The sequence below is a fragment of the Butyricicoccus sp. Marseille-Q5471 genome, from assembly GCF_951230135.1.
In the GTDB taxonomy this organism is placed as follows: domain Bacteria; phylum Bacillota; class Clostridia; order Oscillospirales; family Butyricicoccaceae; genus Agathobaculum.
The window spans coordinates 119244-137316 of sequence record NZ_CATNVC010000001.1; the positions used below are offsets into that span (position 1 = coordinate 119244).

17 protein-coding genes are annotated in these 18073 nt (G+C 56.0%); 1 reads left to right on the top strand and 16 read right to left on the bottom strand.

Annotation, left to right across the window (positions count from 1 at the left end):
• Positions 1 to 20: 20 nt before the first annotated feature.
• Positions 21 to 938: an ACP S-malonyltransferase gene (fabD, locus tag QOX26_RS00615; protein WP_283672951.1), complete on the top strand. Its 918-nt coding sequence runs from the start codon at positions 21 to 23 to the stop codon at positions 936 to 938.
• A gap of 49 nt (positions 939 to 987) precedes the next feature.
• Here fabD and QOX26_RS00620 read toward each other — a convergent pair whose 3' ends face one another.
• The 16 genes from QOX26_RS00620 to QOX26_RS00695 all read right to left on the bottom strand — a co-directional run bounded on the left by QOX26_RS00620 (position 988) and on the right by QOX26_RS00695 (position 18063).
• Positions 988 to 1830, bottom strand: a complete 843-nt coding sequence (locus QOX26_RS00620; RefSeq protein WP_283672952.1) for a MetQ/NlpA family ABC transporter substrate-binding protein — start codon at positions 1828 to 1830, stop codon at positions 988 to 990.
• A 50-nt stretch (positions 1831 to 1880) separates the two neighbouring features.
• Entirely contained in the window at positions 1881 to 2543 is a 663-nt protein-coding gene (locus QOX26_RS00625) for a methionine ABC transporter permease (protein ID WP_283672953.1), read from the bottom strand.
• Positions 2530 to 3552 carry a methionine ABC transporter ATP-binding protein gene (locus QOX26_RS00630; RefSeq protein ID WP_442870193.1) on the bottom strand — a complete coding sequence of 341 codons (1023 nt, stop codon included), beginning with the start codon at positions 3550 to 3552 and terminating at the stop codon, positions 2530 to 2532. Before QOX26_RS00630 ends, QOX26_RS00625 begins: the two co-directional genes overlap by 14 nt.
• A gap of 285 nt (positions 3553 to 3837) precedes the next feature.
• Positions 3838 to 4293 carry a transcriptional regulator NrdR gene (nrdR, locus tag QOX26_RS00635; protein ID WP_283672955.1) on the bottom strand — a complete coding sequence of 152 codons (456 nt, stop codon included), beginning with the start codon at positions 4291 to 4293 and terminating at the stop codon, positions 3838 to 3840.
• Between the two features lie 119 nt (positions 4294 to 4412).
• Positions 4413 to 5204 (bottom strand): sugar phosphate isomerase/epimerase family protein, encoded by a 792-nt coding sequence (locus QOX26_RS00640; RefSeq protein ID WP_283672956.1) that lies wholly within the window; start codon positions 5202 to 5204, stop codon positions 4413 to 4415.
• Positions 5205 to 5326: 122 nt separating this feature from the next.
• Positions 5327 to 6235 carry a protein translocase subunit SecF gene (gene secF, locus QOX26_RS00645; RefSeq protein WP_283672957.1) on the bottom strand — a complete coding sequence of 303 codons (909 nt, stop codon included), beginning with the start codon at positions 6233 to 6235 and terminating at the stop codon, positions 5327 to 5329.
• A gap of 18 nt (positions 6236 to 6253) precedes the next feature.
• Positions 6254 to 7579 (bottom strand): protein translocase subunit SecD, encoded by a 1326-nt coding sequence (secD, locus tag QOX26_RS00650; RefSeq protein ID WP_283672958.1) that lies wholly within the window; start codon positions 7577 to 7579, stop codon positions 6254 to 6256.
• A gap of 135 nt (positions 7580 to 7714) precedes the next feature.
• On the bottom strand, positions 7715 to 9145 hold the full coding sequence (gene purB, locus QOX26_RS00655) for an adenylosuccinate lyase (RefSeq protein WP_283672959.1): 1431 nt from the start codon (positions 9143 to 9145) through the stop codon (positions 7715 to 7717).
• Positions 9146 to 9273: 128 nt separating this feature from the next.
• Positions 9274 to 10467 carry a pyridoxal phosphate-dependent aminotransferase gene (locus QOX26_RS00660; protein ID WP_283673300.1) on the bottom strand — a complete coding sequence of 398 codons (1194 nt, stop codon included), beginning with the start codon at positions 10465 to 10467 and terminating at the stop codon, positions 9274 to 9276.
• Between the two features lie 161 nt (positions 10468 to 10628).
• Positions 10629 to 11273 carry a thiamine diphosphokinase gene (locus QOX26_RS00665; RefSeq protein WP_283672960.1) on the bottom strand — a complete coding sequence of 215 codons (645 nt, stop codon included), beginning with the start codon at positions 11271 to 11273 and terminating at the stop codon, positions 10629 to 10631.
• The gene (gene rsgA, locus QOX26_RS00670) at positions 11243 to 12136 is read right to left on the bottom strand and encodes a ribosome small subunit-dependent GTPase A (RefSeq protein WP_283673301.1); all 894 of its coding nucleotides are present in this window, start codon (positions 12134 to 12136) and stop codon (positions 11243 to 11245) included. The genes QOX26_RS00665 and rsgA overlap by 31 nt, the downstream gene beginning before the upstream one ends.
• A 22-nt stretch (positions 12137 to 12158) precedes the next feature.
• Positions 12159 to 14201, bottom strand: coding sequence for a Stk1 family PASTA domain-containing Ser/Thr kinase (pknB, locus tag QOX26_RS00675; protein ID WP_283672961.1), 2043 nt, complete (start codon positions 14199 to 14201; stop codon positions 12159 to 12161).
• A 6-nt stretch (positions 14202 to 14207) separates the two neighbouring features.
• Complete coding sequence (locus tag QOX26_RS00680) at positions 14208 to 14969, bottom strand: Stp1/IreP family PP2C-type Ser/Thr phosphatase (protein WP_283672962.1); 762 nt, start codon at positions 14967 to 14969, stop codon at positions 14208 to 14210.
• 16 nt (positions 14970 to 14985) lie between these two features.
• Positions 14986 to 16017: a 23S rRNA (adenine(2503)-C(2))-methyltransferase RlmN gene (rlmN, locus tag QOX26_RS00685; protein WP_283672963.1), complete on the bottom strand. Its 1032-nt coding sequence runs from the start codon at positions 16015 to 16017 to the stop codon at positions 14986 to 14988.
• Entirely contained in the window at positions 16014 to 17363 is a 1350-nt protein-coding gene (gene rsmB, locus QOX26_RS00690; RefSeq protein ID WP_283672964.1) for a 16S rRNA (cytosine(967)-C(5))-methyltransferase RsmB, read from the bottom strand. The genes rlmN and rsmB overlap by 4 nt, the downstream gene beginning before the upstream one ends.
• Positions 17356 to 18063 carry a zinc metallopeptidase gene (locus tag QOX26_RS00695; protein ID WP_283672965.1) on the bottom strand — a complete coding sequence of 236 codons (708 nt, stop codon included), beginning with the start codon at positions 18061 to 18063 and terminating at the stop codon, positions 17356 to 17358. Before QOX26_RS00695 ends, rsmB begins: the two co-directional genes overlap by 8 nt.
• Positions 18064 to 18073: the final 10 nt, after the last annotated feature.

An 18073-nucleotide genomic window follows, 5' to 3' on the forward strand; every position in this document is an offset into this window, starting at 1 on the left:
ATTTGGGAGGCAAAAGAAGAATGAATTACGGCTTTGCATTTTTCCCCGGTCAGGGCGCACAGGCACCCGGCATGGGCAAGGAACTATACGAAGGCAGCGCCGCGGCGCGTCTGATTTTTGAAGAAGCGAGCGACAGCGCTAACATGGATGTTGCACGGCTTTGCTTCGAGAGCGACAAGGACATGCTTTCCCGCACGGAAAACAGCCAAATCGCTATTTTCACGCACTCAATGGCTGCTCTCGCTGCCCTAAAGGAAGCAGGCGTGACCTTTTCGGCATGTGCCGGTTTTTCTCTCGGCGAGTACACCGCTTTGGCTGCGGCAGGCGTGGTTTCGCTTGCGGATGGCGTTAAAATCGTCTCAATGCGCGGCAAGCTGATGCAGCAGGCGGCGGACAGCTCCGACGGCGGCATGGCGGCCGTTCTTGGACTGGACGACGCACTGGTCGAAGAGGCCTGCGCCAAGGTGACGAGCGGCGTTGTGCTGCCCGTTAACTACAACTGTCCGGGACAGCTCGTCATTGCGGGCGAGCGCGCGGCGCTGAACGAGGCGATTGAAAACTGCAAGGCCGCAGGCGCGCGCCGTGCACTGCCGCTCGCGGTTTCGGGCGCATTTCATACGCCGCTGATGGCAAAGGCAGCCGCAGAACTGCGTGCCTTCCTGTCCGATTTCACATTCGCACAGCCATCTATGGCGCTTTACTCCAACCTCGACGGCAAGGTGCTCGAAACAGCTGATATGCCCGCGCATCTTGAGCAGCATATGATTTCTCCTGTACGCTGGAAGGCGCTTGTCGTAAACGGCATGTCCAATGGGCTCACCAGTGCGTGCGAGGTCGGCCCCGGCAAAACGCTGACCGGCTTTGCGGGAAAAATCAGCAAAGACCTTGTCTGTAAGCCTGTGTTTGACATGGCCGGCGTGCTGGCCGCAGCGGAGTAAATCAAATAAAGCATAAAAAAGGAAGCCTTACGGCTTCCTTTTTTCATTCTTAGAACGTGGGAACAACAGCGCCCTGATAGGTGTCCTCAATAAACTTCTTGACCGTATCAGAGTGCAGCGCGTCGACCAGCGCCTTAATCTTCTCCGAGTTCTCCTCGCCCTCGCGCACGGCGATGACGTTGACGTAAACCGAACCGTACTGCTCGGACTCGGCGGCAACCGCATCATCGTTGACGTTCAGGTCAAACTGCAGCGCGTAGTTGCCGTTAATGACCGCCATGTCAACATCCTGCAGCGAACGCGGAATCTGCTCGGCAGCCAGCTCCTTGATGCTCAGGTTCTTCGGGTTCTCCACGATGTCGAGCACAGTGGCGGACTTGGTCGCGTCGATGCCGTCCTTGAGCTTAATCAGGCCCTGATCCTGCAGCAGCAGCAGTGCGCGGGTCTCGTTTGTGTCGTCGTTCGGCACAGCGATGGTGCCGCCTTCCGGAATGTCCGCAATCGCTGCGGTCTTTCCGGGATACAGGCCGTACGGCTCATAGTGCATCTCGGCCGCGCTGACCAGCTTATAGCCCTCCTCCTGGCACTTCTTCTCCAGATAGGGCAGGTGCTGGAAGTAGTTTGCGTCCAGTTCGCCGTCGTTCAGCGCCACGTTGGGCTGAATGTAATCGGTGAACTCAACTACCTTGAGCTCGTAGCCCTGCTCGGCAAGGACGTCCTTCGCAGCGTTCAGGATTTCCGCGTGGGGTGTGGGCGAAGCGCCGACCGTGATGGTCTTGTCCGCAGCGTCGCCGCCGTTTGCGGCCGTCTGCCCATCGTTCTTTGCGCCGCAGGCCGTCAGTGCGGTCAGGCACAGTGCACCGGCAAGCAGTGCTGCAATTTTCTTCTTCATGTCAATCTCTCCTTTTTGATATTTATCAATATAATATAATGATAACAGGGTTAACGGTTGCGCTTATCCAGCTTCTTGGCCAATCGCAGGCCGATGGTCTGGAAAATCTGCACAATGATGACGAGCAGCACAACGGTGACAATCATCGGTGGGGTTTGGTTTCGGTTATAGCCGTAGTTCTGTGCAATCGTGCCCAGACCGCCGCCACCGATAAAGCCGGCCATCGCCGAGTAACCGAGAATGGTGACGATCGAAATCGCCGCACCGACCAGAAGCGAGGGTTTCGCCTCCGGCACAAGCACCTTGGTCACAATCTGCCACGGCGATGCGCCCATCGACTGCGCCGCCTCAATCACGCCGAAGCCGACCTCCTTAATGGATGATTCGACCATGCGCGCCACATAGGGTGCAGCTGCAATAATCAGCGGTACGACCGTCGCGGTCGAACCGATTGTCGTACCGATAATAGCACGTGTGACCGGCATGACCAGCACGGCCAGAATCAGGAACGGAATCGAGCGCAGAATGTTGACAATGACGCCGACAACGGCGTTGAGCGCGCGCATTGGCCGCACGCCGTCTTTATCCGTTGCCACGAGCAGCAGGCCGAGCGGCAGGCCGATCACATATGAGCCGACCGTCGACAGGATGACCATGTAAAGCGTTTCGAGGATGCCCTGGCCAATCAGGCCCCATAATTCAGGTGAAATCATCTGACAGCCCCTCCTCTACATGCACATTCTGGGTTTCAAGATACGCAAGCGCGCGGCTTGCGGCGCGTTCATCATCCGGCAGCTGCAAAATCATCTGGCCATAGGCCTTGCCGTCCATATCCTTGGTATCGGCAAACATGATGTTCACAGGCGCCTTGCATTCGAGCACCATATTAGAAACCACCGGTTCGAAGGACGAATTGCCGTCAAACACGATGCGACAGTAGCGCTTGCCGGTCGCAAGACGCTCACGCTGCTTGCCATCCGGATAAATCAGCTGCTTTGCCATCGTGGACTGCGGGCGGGTAAACACCTGATCGACCGCGCCGATTTCGGCGATATGGCTCGCGTCAATGATGGCGACGCGCTGACAGATTTCTTCAATGACCGCCATTTCATGCGTAATCACGATAATCGTAATACCCAGTTTGCGGTTGATTTCCTTGAGCAGCGACAAAATAGAGCGCGTGGTCGTCGGGTCGAGCGCACTGGTTGCTTCATCGCACAGCAGGATTTTCGGATTGGTAGCCAGTGCACGCGCGATTGCGACGCGCTGCTGCTGCCCGCCCGACATCTGGGACGGATAGGCGTTTGCGCGGTCGCTCAGACCGACAATGCCGAGCAGCTCCTCTGCCCGCTTTTCCGCCTCCGCCTTTGGCGTTCCCGCAATTTCAAGCGGAAAGCAGATGTTCTGCAGCGCGGTGCGCTGCTGCAGCAGGTTGAACTGCTGAAAAATCATGCCCATCGAACGGCGCGCATCCAGCAAGTCGCGTTTGGAGAGCTTGCCGAGCTCCTCTCCATCGACCGTGACCGTGCCTGCGGTCGGCACTTCCAGAAAGTTGATGCAGCGCACCAGTGTGGACTTGCCTGCGCCCGACAAACCAATGATACCGAAAATCTCGCCGCGCATGATATCCAAACTAATATCATCCAGTGCAACCACCGTACCTGCGCGCCCGCGGAAGGTCTTATTCAGATTACGAATTTGTACAATAGCATCCTGTCCCAAAATCATTCCCCCTAAAATTTCAAAATAAAAGCGGAAAGCATACACGCTTTCCGCTCGTTTTCTGCAAATTTGCGCAAAACCGCATCACAAGCGGCCCGCGCTATGTGTTCAAGGTTACACCTGTCCCTGAACCGTAGCAAAACGAGCAAAACCACACATCTCACACATGTACATTCGCATGATCATCATGTCGGTCTTCCTCCTTTTCCTACAATTTCGATAGAATATCACTCAGTGGTTCTAGTTTAGACCAGAGCGCACGGTTTGTCAAGGTTTTTTTATCGGTTACTTTTCCCGAATCAATGTATTGAGCTCTTCCATGAAGGTATTGATGTCCTTAAACTGTCGGTACACCGAGGCAAAACGCACATAGGCGACCTCATCCACCTTGCGGAGCTGATCCATGACCAATTCACCGATTACCTTGCTCGATACCTCGCTTTCCAGCGAGCCAAACACCTTTTGCTCTACGCGATCGACCATCTGCTCGAGCTGAAGCAGTGACACCGGGCGTTTTTCACAGGCCTTAATCAGGCCGCTCAGCAGCTTCTGACGATCATAAGCCTGACGGGTACCATCGCGCTTAATCAGCATCAGCGGCATACGCTCGACAGTTTCATAGGTGGTAAAACGCTTGAGACATTTGAGGCATTCCCGACGGCGTCGGATGCTGGTTCCCTCGTCGGTAGGACGGGAGTCGACAACCTTACTGTCCTCAAAACCGCAAAACGGACATTTCATCCGAACTTCACCCTCACATTCATAGTTTTACAAGCCGAGGCAGTTTGATACAACGCCTCAATGGCATCATTATACCATGTCTTGTGGCTGGAAGTCAACGCCGCACCATATATTTTGCATCAAATCGGTGCATATCTGCCGAGTACACGCAGGGCACGCGACATATCCTCCGGGGCACCGAAATTCGATCGGTAAACCTCAATCAGCGCCTGCCCCTGATAGCCGAGCGCATGCATACGATGAAAAAAGTCATCATAGTCCATATCACCCTCCCCCGGCAGCAGGCAGCTGTGCGCGGCGGAATAATCGTTAATATGCACATTCACGATGCGGTCGCCGACGACATCGACAAAATCGCGCCAATACCGTCCTGCGCGGCCCGCCTGTTTGATGTCCAGCGTATAGCGCAGCTCGGGCACATTGTCGTATAACCAGCGCAGGTAGGCCGGGTTTTCCGATTTGCACCATGCCACATTCTCCTGCGCAAGCGTCACGCCGCATGAGCCAGCCAGACTACACAGCCGGCGGTATGCCTTCAGCTTGCGCTCAGCACGCGCCGGATCATCAACACCGCCCAGATTGCGTTCTCCGTGAAAGGTGAAAAAGCGTGCCCCAACAGACGCTGTAAACTCAAAATACCGCTGATACTGCGCCATACCGTCTTCGGTGCGGCGGGGGTAATCCGAAAGCAGCATCATCCCCTCCATCAGCGAGGTGTACGGATGAACGGACACAATATCGACCCCGCAGCTGTTGGCAATGCTCGACAGCTGTCTGGCAAAAGCGGGCGAAAACTCACTTTCCGTGTTGACAAACACCTCGATCGCACGCACGCCGAGCCCCGCAAGGAGCGGCACGACCTCCTCAACCGGCTGCGGATAAAAGCAGGCGGTTGAAACACCGATGCGCATAAAAACCCTCCTTCATTTGAAAACGAGGATGCCCGAAAGCATCCTCGTTTTATTCTGTGCAGATTTACGCAAATTTGTGCGTCAAACATTGGTTTTCTGTTTGCATCTGCGCGGTATCTCACTTAAGCGTGCTTCTTGCGAAACACCTTGCGGAAGAAGTTCCACAGCGATGCCGACAGGAAGATAGACGAGTATGCGCCTGCCAGAATGCCGATAATCAGCGGCAGCGTGAACTCCTTGAGCGAGCTGACACCCAGAATGAAAATCATGCCGATGGTGAACAGCGTGGTCAGCGTGGTATTGATGGTACGACCCATGGTCTGCCAAACGCTGCGCTCTGCGATTTCTTCAAACGGTTCCTTGCGCGCAGCACGCAGGTTTTCACGAATGCGGTCGAATACGATAATCGACGCATTGATGGAATAACCAAGAATGGTCAGCGCTGCGGCAATAAAGTTTGTGTTGAGCGGAAGCTGGAAAATGATATAGCACGACAGCATAATCAGCAAATCGTGTACCAGGCAGCAGACTGCCGCCATGCCCGAGGTCAGCTCAAAGCGGAACGTGATATAAATCATCATCAGGATGATTGCAACAATCGCGCAAATAAAGGCTGCTGCCTTCAGGTCGTTGCCGACAGATGCGGACACGTCCTCGTTGGCGTAAAGATCATCGTCAGTCAAGCTGTACTTGCTCTTCATCGCCTCAATGACCTTGGAACGGGTTTCGGAATCAATTGACTTGGAGCGAATCAGAACCTGCTGATTATTATCGCCCGCAGAGGTAACCGACGAAGCCGACTGGCCCGTCGTTTCTGCAAACAGTGCGCCGACTTCATTCTGAATGTCCTGCGTCACGGTCTGCTTCATGTTGAACTCCATCTCGGTGCCGCCTGCGAAATCGATGTCCAGATTGAACAGATTCACACCAAACGGCAGTGCCAGCAGGCCAACCAGGCCAACCGCACACAGCAGGACGGAGATAATGCCGAAAATTTTAAAATTCTTTAATACAGGAAACTTGGGATTCATAATTTATCTCCTCCTTTCTTATGCGCCGTAAGCCTTGGGGTTGCGGATGTGGAAATCAACCATACGATTGAGCAGGAAGTGCGTAATCGTCAGCGCGGTGAACATCGACACCAGAACGCCGATGCCGAGCGTGGTCGCAAAGCCGACAATCGTGCCGGTGCCCTTCCAGAGCAGCACAGCGGCAGCAATCAGCGTGGTCACGTTGGAGTCCAGAATTGCGGAGAACGCACGCTTGAAGCCGGAATCGATGGCGCTCTTAACCGTCTTGCCCGCGCGCAGCTCTTCCTTGATGCGCTCGAAGATGACGACGTTGGCGTCAACCGCCATACCGATTGACAATATGATGCCGGCGATGCCGGGCAGCGACAGGTTGACGCGAACCCAGCTGAAAATGATGCATTCAATCACAATGTAGAAGCCGAGCGCCATGCAGGCAACCAGACCGGGAATGCGGTAAACGATCAGCATGAACAGGCAGACCAGCATAATACCAATCAGGCCTGCAATCAGGCTGGTGCGCATTGCGTTTGCGCCCAGCTGCGGGCCGACCGAACGCAGCTCCGCCTGCTTGAGGTCGAACGGCATCTGACCGACATTAATCAGGTCTGCCAGTTCGTTGGCACTTTCATTGGTGAAGTTGCCGCCCTCAATGACACAGGTCTTTTCATTGAGCTGGCTCGAAACCGTCGGCATCGAAATGACAGAGTTGTCCATGATGATGCCGAGAACATTCGTGCCGTCGGTACGTGCTGCGATAGAAGCCGTTGCCTCGGAGAATTTCTTGACGCCCTCGTCGGTGAACTCAATCTGTACATAGTACGAGCTGCCCAGCGAGGAGTTGGTCTTGCCATACATCGCGGTTGCGCGCTCGATGTCCTTGCCGGTCAGCCATTCCTTGCCGTCCGCGTCGACAAATGTCAGCTGAGCGGTCGTGCCGAGCGTCTGCACGGCTTCTTCGGGGTTCGTAATTTCGGGGATTTCAACCGTGATGCGGTTTTCATCGCGCAGTGCGACGGTCGCTTCGGTAAAGCCCTTGTTGGTCAGTCGCTGACGAATCATCGACTGGGCGATCTTCATGTCGTCCGCAAGGTTGGCGTGGTCGTAGCCCTCAGGCAGTACGGCCTCATACGTGATAGACGAGCCGCCGACCAAATCAAGGCCAAGGCGGATACCGTTTTCCGAGTCGGTTACGGCCGGAATGAGTGCGCGCACCTGCGTGGTGTCGTCCTCAGCCAGCTCCGGCTTGCTAAAGCCCCCCGGAATATACAGTCCCGTTATCGCTGTCACGCCCAGAAAGACGATCACGAGCATGACCGCGATAAAGGAAATCACACTCTTCTTCAATGTTTTACAGCCTCCTTTTTTTCTTACACAACTGCTAGTTAGTATAGTCTTTTCAAGTGACAAAGTCAATGCTAAAGCTCCTTAAAACAGACACACTTCGCCCCTTGCAGGAATGGAGTTCTCCTTCAAAGCACCTTACAAGTTGATTTCCACCGTAACATCCGTGCCATCGAGATACTTGTCGATTTTTGGGTGTACACACTCGGTCAGGAAATCGGTGACCTGCGCCGGGCTGCGGCCGATATAGGCCGACGGATCAAGGTGCTCCAGAATCTGCTCGCGGGTCATGCCGAACATCGGGTCGGCAGCGATCCGGTCAATCAAATCATTGTCAAGGCCGTCCTCCTTGATGCGCTTTCCGGCAGCCATCGAATGCTCGCGGATGCGCTCGTGCAGCTCCTGACGGTCGCCGCCGCGCTTGACCGCGCTCATCATAATGTTTTCGGTCGCCATGAAGGGCAGCTCGTTCATCACGCGCTGACGGATGACCTTGGGGTAAACGACCAGTCCGGAAACCACATTAATCATGATGTTCAGGATTGCGTCCACCGCGAGAAAGGCCTCGGGCACGGAAATTCGCTTGTTGGCCGAGTCGTCGAGCGTACGCTCGAACCACTGAGTCGCCGAAGTGAACGCCGGGTTCAGGCTGTCGCAGATCACATAGCGCGAAAGCGCACAGATGCGCTCCGAACGCATCGGATTGCGCTTATAGGGCATCGCGGAAGAACCGATCTGGTTCTTTTCAAACGGCTCTTCGACTTCCTTGAGGTGCTGGAGCAGACGCAAATCGGTGGCAAACTTGGAGGCCGACTGGGCAATGCCCGACAGCGTCGCAAGCGCCTGCGCGTCAATCTTGCGCGAATAGGTCTGGCCGGAAACCGGAACCACGCCCGCAAAGCCGAAATCATCCGCAATACGGCGTTCGAGCTCCTTCACCTTGCTGTCGTCGCCGTCAAACAGCTCGACAAAGGATGCCTGCGTGCCGGTTGTGCCCTTCGACCCGAGCATCTGGAGGTTGGCGATGCGGTACTCGACCTCGTCCAAATCCATCAGCAGCTCGTTCATCCAAAGCGTCGCGCGCTTGCCGACCGTGGTAAGCTGCGCAGGCTGGAAATGGGTAAAGCCGAGCGTTGGCTGTGCCTTATGCTCGTCCGCAAACTTGCCCAGACGGTCGAGCACGGTGACCAGCTTCTGGCGAACGATCTTCAGACCTTCGCGCAGCTGGATGATATCGGTATTATCGCCCACGTAAGCGCTCGTCGCGCCGAGGTGGATGATACCGGCGGCTGACGGTGCAGCCTTGCCGTAAGTGTACACATGTGCCATGACGTCATGGCGGACTTCCTTCTCACGCTTGCGGGCGGTCTCATAGTCGATATCGTCGATATGAGCCTCCATTTCGGCGACCTGCTCCGGGGTAATCGGCAGACCAAGCGCCAGTTCGGCCTTGGCCAGCGAGACCCAAAGGCGGCGCCAGGTCGTAAATTTCATGTCGGGTGAGAAAACGTACAGCATCTCCTCCGAAGCGTAGCGCGCGGAGAACGGGCTTTCGTACACGTTGTTCATGCGGTTCTTCCTTTCGATGTTCTCTATTTTCCTCTTTCCAAAGACAAAAGAACGGACCGTGACAGTCCGTTCTTAGTTTATCACTTTACGCTGTTTTTTTCAAGAAAATCCGGCGCATGAGGTCGTTTTTACGCGTTTTTTATGAACTGCTCCAAACGGTCGAGTCCTTTGTCAATCTCCTGAAGCGAAGTTGCATAACTCCAACGCAGGAAACCCGGAGCAGCAAAGGCCGTGCAGGGCACGGTCGCAACCAAGCCCTTTTCGAGAAACAGCTGCGCAAACTCCTCAGCCGACTGAATCATCCGGCCGTACATGCTTTTTCCAATGAAGTTCTGCATATTCATCATGACATAGAACGCACCCTGCGGCTTGATGCAGGAAACGCCGTCAATATGGTTCATTCGCTCTACCAAATGATCGCGTCGAGCCTCAAACGCGCGGCACATCTCATGAATATCCTCCTGCGGGCCGACCAATGCGGTAATAGCCGCCTGCTGCGAAATGGTAGACGGCGCCGAGGTCGAGTGGCTCAAGTAGTTGGACATGACCTTGGCAAGCTCGCGGTTGGAGGCGGTGTAGCCAATGCGCCAACCGGTCATGGCATAGGACTTGGACACGCCGTTGACGACAATCGTGCGCTCCTTAATATCCGCACCGAGCGACGCGAAGGAGACGAATTCCAGATTGTCATACACCAGATTGCAGTAAATTTCGTCCGCAATTACGTAAACATTGCGGCGGCAGCAAACCTCTGCAATGGACTCCAGCTCTGCACGGGTATAGACCATGCCGGTCGGGTTCGAGGGCGAGTTGAGCATGAACACCTTTGTGTTATCCGTAATCGCAGCATCCAGCTGTTCGGCGGTGATTTTAAAATCCTGCGCCTCGGTGGCCGAAACAATCACCGGAATCGCGCCCGCCTGCTTAACCATCTCGCTGTACGACACCCAATAGGGCGCGGCAATGACAACCTCGTCCCCCGGGTTGCACAGCGTCATCAGCGCAATATAAACAGAGTGCTTTGCGCCGGAAGCCACAACAATCTCCTCCGGCTCGTAATCCAAACCGCAGTCCGCTTTCAGACGGTAGCACGCGGCGCGGCGCAGCTCCATCAATCCGGCTGCCGGGGTGTAGCGGGTCAGGTTATTGTCAATCGCGTCAATACCCGCCTGCTTGATGTGCATCGGCGTGGGAAAATCAGGCTCGCCCGCGCCAAAGCCGACAACATCCAGTCCATCCGCCTTCATTTGCTTGAACATGGAATCAATTACGAGCGTGGTCGATGCCTGTACGCCCGCGGCAATCTTAGAAATCGGTTTCAGTGCCACCGGTTTTCACTCCTTACATCTCTCTTGCTACCTTATTATATGCTCCCTTTGCCGACTTTGCAAGTCCGAGGTAGGAAAATTGCAAAATTCACAAGGTAGAAAAAAGCCGCCCCTCAGGGCGGCTCTCGTGTCGAATTTTCACAAAAAGGAGGTGCTCAATCGTGTGTAAAGACGATGAGTGCACGTCCCTGCTCGATTTCCACCACAAACTCGGGTGCGGTTGCTTCATTTGAGATCGTAATCATACCCGCGCGGGTTACCGTGACGGAATGCAGCGGATACTTGGCATTTTCTATCGTTACGCCTTTCAGTACCGAGTCAAGCGGCACGATGGAGAAGTAATGATAGTTTTCCGTCATTTTGAATTTCTGATGACCGCCTTCATGCAAAACGATTTTATTCTGCCTGTCGAGCACGGTCAACTGTCCGCCCATGGCGTACGCTTCCTCCAAAAGGGAGAGGTTTGCAAGCATATGATCGATTCGTCCGCCCGTCGCGCAGACCAGCGTCACCTCGGTACACCCGCGGCGAAACACCTCGCGCAGACAGGACTGCGTGTCGGTATCGTCCTTCTCCGGCTTAAGCCGCAGCACCTCTGTCCCCTCGGTCTCACTCAGCGAATCGCAGTCGCTGACCATGAAATCCGGGTGCAAACCGAGCTTTCGCGCATGCCGCAGTCCGCCGTCGGCGCACACAATTATCGCATGCGGATGCTCACGCAGAAAATCCCTGATGTAGTCATATTCAGTTTCGGGTGCAGCCGCAAAAATCAGCGCGTGCCGCCCTTGGAAAGTTCCCATTCTTTTAAATCCTTTACGCTTTCATAGAGCTTCACATAGCTGTCATGCCGGCTTTTCGCAATTTCACCCGCTTCGACTGCCGCAATGACGGCGCAGCCCTTTTCCTTGACATGTGCACAGCCGGTAAACTTACACTGCCCGATATACGGCGCAAACTCACGGAACGCATATTGCAGCTCGTCCGCGAGCACCAAGTCCATCTGCTCGGTGTCAAACGAGGAAAAGCCGGGCGTGTCCGCAATGTAGCCGCCGCACGCCAGCTTCATCAGCTCGACGTGGCGGGTGGTGTGCCGTCCGCGGCCGATGCGGTCGGAAATTGTGCCGACCTCGGCCTCGAACCGATTGTCCAGACGGTTGAGTACGCTCGACTTCCCCACGCCCGAATTGCCTGCGAAAGCCGCGACCTTACCTGCGAGATGCGCCCGCAGCTCGTCGATACCCTCACCGGTCAGTGCGGAAACGCGCATGGTTTCAATACCGCTTTTGCAGTAGGTTTCGTACAGTTCATCGCCCGCATTCTCATCGGTCTTGTTGATGACGACCAATACGTCCATGCCCTTATGCTCCGCAATCGCCGTAACCTTGTCAATCAGGAACGGGTCGGTGACCGGCGGCGCAGCCGAAGCCACAGCGACCAGCAAATCGATATTCGCAACCGCCGGACGCACTAGCGTATTGCGCCGCTCGGCGATTTCCTGCAGATAGCCCGTGCCTTCCGGCTGCAGGTCAAGCTCTACCCGATCGCCCACAATCGGCTTGCCGACTGTCTTGCGGAATTTGCCGCGCGCTTTACACTCGATTACACCCTGCGGCGTATCCACGTAGTAAAATCCGCCGATGCCCTTTAAAATGATGCCCTGAATCAAAAAGCGTATCTCCTTTTCGTCAGTTGAACGTATACGTGCCGCCGCCGGCTGACTGGCCGTCGACCGTAATCGTCACCTCGTGCGAACCGGCAGGGCCGGTAATGGGAATGGTGACCGTGCTGTTTGCCGTGGCGTGATCGCCCTCATACAGCGTCTGCCCGCCCGACGAGATGACAACGTGCGCCGTCTCAATATCAGTCGGCAGTACGACGGTCACACTGGCTGTGCCGGTTGTCGGTGTCGTCGGTTGCTCCTCCCCGCCGGACGGCTGCTCGCCATCCCCGCTGCCGGATCCCGGGGGTTCGGTCGTCGGCGGTGTGACCGTCGCCGGCCCCTTCGACACCTTCAAATCGATTGCGGTACCCTTACTCACCTCGTCGCCGGTCTTGACCGACTGTTCGACAATCGTATCAATTGCCATATTGCTTTCAACCGGCTCGACCGTGCCCATCTTCAGGCCGTTGCTCTCCAGAATCTGTCGAGCTTCGTCCTGCGAGCGTCCGGTAAGGCCTGGCATTTTGATCTTTTCCTGTCCCTTGCTGACCCAGACGACCAGCGTTTGTCCCTCTGCAAGGCTTGCGCCCGCAGCAGGTTCGGTGCGGGTGACACTGCCGGATTCCACGTCCGCAGAGTCCTCCTGCTCCACGCGGAACAGAACTCCCTTTTGTCCCAGCACCGTGGTGACATAATCAATTTTTTCGCCCTTGAAATCCTGAATCGGATAGCTATTGTCCACATCAGGCCCGCCTGCGGACACCGTAAGGACAATATTTGTGCCCTTTTTCACCTGTTTGCCCGCGTCGACGCTCTGTTTAATGACCGTACCCTCAGGCTTGTCCGACTCTACCCGCTTATCGGCTTCACTGACGTTGAAGTTGTCCTTCCACGAATCGTCCGCCATGACAGCGGAAATATCTTGAAACACAAAGTTCGGCACTTCGACCTTGTCATTGCCCGAACCGCCGGTCAGCACCAATGCCCCGACTACAATCAGCGCAATCACCGCAACGACAACAACCGAGATGATTGCCGCGACCGCCGGACGTTCACCGATGCGCTCGAGCAGCGTCTCCGGCTCATGAACAGCCACCGCTTTTCGCTCCTTGGGCGCCGTGGCACGGTCACGCTCGGGCGAAACAGGCGTCCGCCGTGCAGCCATCTGCACCTCGCGGTCAAGCACCTGCGTTTCACCTTCGTCCTGCTGCATGGTGCATTCATAGCCAAACCGTACCTCGGGATTGGCCTTGATGCGCTCCAAATCGGTACAAAGCTGTTCTGCCGATGCATAGCGCTTATTAATGTTGGCGCACATTGCGTGCATGACGATGTCATCCATGCCGCGCGGCACGCCCGCCTGTATTTCGCTGGGCAGCAGCGGCACGGCGTTGAGGTGCTGCATGACGACCTGCAAAGCAGTTTCTCCCTCAAAGGGCAGCTTGCCGGTCAGCATTTCGTAAAGCACCACGCCGAGCGAGTAAATATCGGTGCGGAAATCAATCGTCGAGCCCTTGGCCTGCTCCGGCGAAATATAGTGCACCGAGCCAATGGCCTCCTGCACCACCCGGGTTTCCTGCGTCGTCGCAAAGGAGGCGATGCCGAAGTCGGTCAGCTTGGCCGAACCGTCGCGCAGGATGATGACGTTCTGAGGCTTAATGTCCTGATGAATGACGCCGCGCGAATGCGCATGCATCAGCGCGCGGGAGATTTGCTGGGCAAAGAACAACGCCTCCTGCCACGACAGATTTCCCTTCTTCTGCATATATTCCTTGAGCGTAATGCCCTCAATCAGCTCCATCACGATATAGTCCACGCCGTTATCATTGCCAACGTCGTACACCGACACGATATTGTGATGGCTCAGCTTGGCAACCGCCTGCGACTCAATCGAGAAGCGGCGGCGGATATCCGGATCCTTGGCAAATTCGTCCTTCAGGATCTTAACCGCGACAAAACGGTTGAGTACATGACAGCGCGCACGGTAGACCACAGCCATACCGCCAACGCCGACCACGTCGATAATCTCATACCGACCGCCGAGCAGCTTTCCTATGTATTTGTCCATATGGGGTTACGCCTCCTCTTCTGCCGTTGTCCCGCCGCGGCAAAACAGTGCGACTGTAATGTTATCCCGTCCACCCGCCTCCAGCGCCAGGTTCAGCAGTGCATCCCCAGCGATTGCGAGCGTTTTTGAAGTATGCAGTGTCTGTGCAATTTGATCGTCTTCCACCATACCGGTGAGGCCGTCTGTACATAGAAGCAGGATTTCCTCTGGATTCAGATGCACCTCAAACAAATCTCCGTCCACCGTCGGATCGACGCCGACCGCACGGGTAATCAGGTTTTTCTGCGGATGCGTGCGCGCCGCGGCCTCGGTAATTCGGCCCTGCCGGCGCATTTCCTCCACATAGGAATGGTCCTCGGTCAACTGGTGCAGCGTTTCGCCGTCAAATAGATAGGCGCGGCTGTCGCCGACATTGATAATCGTGACCTCCTCGCCCTTGACGAGCGCGGCGACCAGTGTTGTACCCATGCCACGGAATTCCGGCTGACGCTTGGCCAGCATAAATACTGTGTCATTGGCACCGGTAAGCGCTTCGCTGAGCAGCTGCCGGCGTTTTTCACTTGCCAACTCGTCCGCCAGCGCCTCGCGGATGATTGCAACAAACGAGTCGGCGGCAAAGCGACTGGCCACGTTTCCCGCGTTGGCTCCGCCCATGCCATCGCACACAATCAGCAGTGCGGCAGCGTTTTTCTCGTTCGTCTCGATACGGTAAATGTCCTGATTGGTCGGGCGCACACGGCCCTTATCGGTCATACCGAACCATTCCATCTTGTCTTTCACCTCATTACGGCGTTTGATTTAACTCTCTTCTTCGCAGCTGTCCACAGGCCGCATCAATATCCGGCCCGAGTTTGCGGCGCACAGTCGCGGTCACACCGCGTTTTTCGAGCGCCTGCTGAAACCGCCGCACACTCTCCTTAGTCGATGGCTGCAGCGGACTTTCCGCCACTTCATTGAGCGGAATCAGGTTGACATGCGACGGACGTCCCCGCAGCAGCTTTGCCAGTTTTTCGGCCTGCCACGGTTGATCGGTTTTATCGCGCGCCATCATGTACTCATATGAAATGCGGCGGCCGGTGGTATCGAAATAGTAATTGCAGGCTCGCATCAGCCGCTCGACGGGATACGCATCGTTAACCGGCATGATTGAGGAGCGTGTCTCATCGTCTGGTGCGTGCAGGGAAACAGATAAGGTAATCTGCAATTTTTCGCCTGCTAACTTTTCTATTTTATCAGCAATTCCACTCGTTGACAAGGAAATATGGCGCTGACCAATACAGATACCTTCTGGGCGAGTTACCAGATTTAGGAATTTGAGAACATTATCATAGTTATCAAGCGGCTCACCTGTGCCCATGAGCACAATATTGTTGATTTTTTCACCGCTGTCGCGCTGCATAAATAAAACTTCATCCAAAATTTCTCCGGCCGATAGATGGCGTTTAAGCCCGCCAAGTCCCGATGCGCAGAATTTACAGCCCATGCGGCAGCCTACCTGTGTGGAAACGCAGGCCGTGTTGCCGTGCTCATAGTGCATCAGCACCGACTCAACACAGTCTCCATCCCGCATTTTCCAGAGGTATTTGACTGTACCGTCAACCTGAGATACCTGCTTGCACGCCACCTCGGGCACGGTCAGTAAAAAGTGCTCCGCCAGCTTTGCACGCAGCTCCTTCGAAATATTGGACATCTCTTCAAAGGACTGCACGCCCTCGTGCAGCCATTTGAAGATCTGTCCGGCGCGGAAGGGCTTTTCGCCCATATCCTTCAGCGCGCTTTTCAGTTCTTCCAGCGTCAGGGATTTGATTTCTGTCATGCCTTTTTCCTCATTTTTGCGATAAAAAATCCATCCGTGCCGTGCAGGTGCGGCAACAGCGTCACCATGCCGTTTTCACGCGTTCCGCAGACCGGATGCGACCACGAAACCGCTTCAAAATCATCGTGCTCCGCAAGGAAGGCACGGACAACATCCTCATTTTCGCGCGCCAGAATCGTGCAGGTCGAGTAGACCAGCGTGCCGCCTGCTTTGACGTACTGCGCGCAGTTTTGCAGGATGGCTGACTGGATTACGGGCAGTCCCTCGATCTCGTGTTCGTCTTTGAAACGGATCTCAGGCTTTTTGCGGATGATGCCAAGACCCGAGCACGGCACGTCGCACAGCATAAAGTCGGCCTTGCCCTGCCATTCGGCGTTTGGTTTGGACGCATCAGCCAGTGTGGGCCGCACATTGGTCAGCCCCAGACGCTGTGCACCGTCCGCGATTTTTTGCAGCTTGTGCTCATAAATATCGCACGAAATCACCGTGCCGGTGTTCCGCATCCGCTCCGCCATGGCAAAGCTCTTGCCGCCCGGCGCGGCGCAGCAGTCAAGCACGAAGCTGTTTTCCGTGGGATCAACGACCGCCGCCGCGAGTGCGCTCGCCGCGTCCTGCACAGTCACACGTCCCTCGATAAACGCGGGAAGCGCCGCCACATCGCCGCCCGAAACAAGCAGAATCTCCGCAAAGGACGGATGCACCTCGACAGTCAGACCTGCCTGCACCAGCTCTGCCTGCGCATCGGCAGGTGTGGTTTTCAGCAGATTGACCCGTACCGAGGTCGGCGCGTCGGCATTGTTCGCCTGACAAATGCGCTCCGTTTCCTTTTGGCCGTACTGCGCGGACAGCAGCCGCACCAGCCACTCCGGATGGCTGTATTTGAGGGAGTAATAGCTTTCCTTGTCCGGGCAGTCAAGCACAGGCAGCGTGCCCTGCTGTACGGCTGCCGCGGCGCTGCGCAGCACACCATTGGCGAAGGATACGGTGCGCTCGTTTGCATGGCACCGGCGGCGCACCAGCTCGACGGTTTCAGAAACCGCCGCGTGTGAAGGTATTTTATCCATCAGCACCAGCTGATAAACGCCAAGCCGCAGGCAGGCCAGCACGCGCGGTGCAATCTTTTTGAGCCGCACCGAGGAAAAGCGACGCAAATAATAATCGCACAGCAGCTCGTTTTGCACCGTGCCATACAGCATGCGTGTAGCAAGTGCCGCATCGCGCGAATCGAGCTTTGCGCGGTTCAAATAATAATGCAGCGCTCCGTCCGACCACGCGCCCTCTTCGGCCATGGAAAACAGAGAAAACGCCGCAACCTCGCGCGGGGTGCGCGGACGAACATCAATCATCGCGTCTCCGTCCTCCGAAAAGCAGCAGCAGACGCAGCAGCTGCGCGAGCGAGGTTGCCAATGCGGCAACATAGGTCATCGCGGCGGCGGACAGCGTCTTTTTCGCCATCGGGTACTCGTCCGCCGTGAGCAGGCCGCCCTGCTCGATTGCGGACAACGCCCGATTGGAAGCGTTCAGCTCCACCGGCAGTGTGACCAGCTGAAAGATGGTCGACAACGCAAACGCCCAAATGCCGAGCTGAATAAACAGGTCGTTCGACAGGAAAATGCCGAGCAGCAGCAGCGGCCACGAAGCGGTTGAGCCGAACTGCGTCAGCGGTACAATCGCCGAGCGGATACGGATGGGCACATAGCCGACCGCGTACTGCACAGCGTGCCCTGCTTCATGCGCGGCAACGCCGATTGACGCGACCGAGGTCGAGTCATACACCGAGTCTGATAAGCGGATCACATTGCTTCGCGGGTCAAAGTGGTCGGTCAGATTGCCATGTACACGCTCAATGCGCACGTCACTGACACCGTTCTGACGCAGCACGGCAGCGGCGGCCTGCGCCCCGGTCAGTCCGCGCATGCTTCGCACGCCCGAATACTGGCGGAACGTCGAGCCGACCTTCATCTGCGCCCATGCCGCCAGAATGATGCAGGGCACAATCAGCACCAGATAGTACATGTCGATTCCGTAAAAACCATAATAAGGCATAACTTATCTC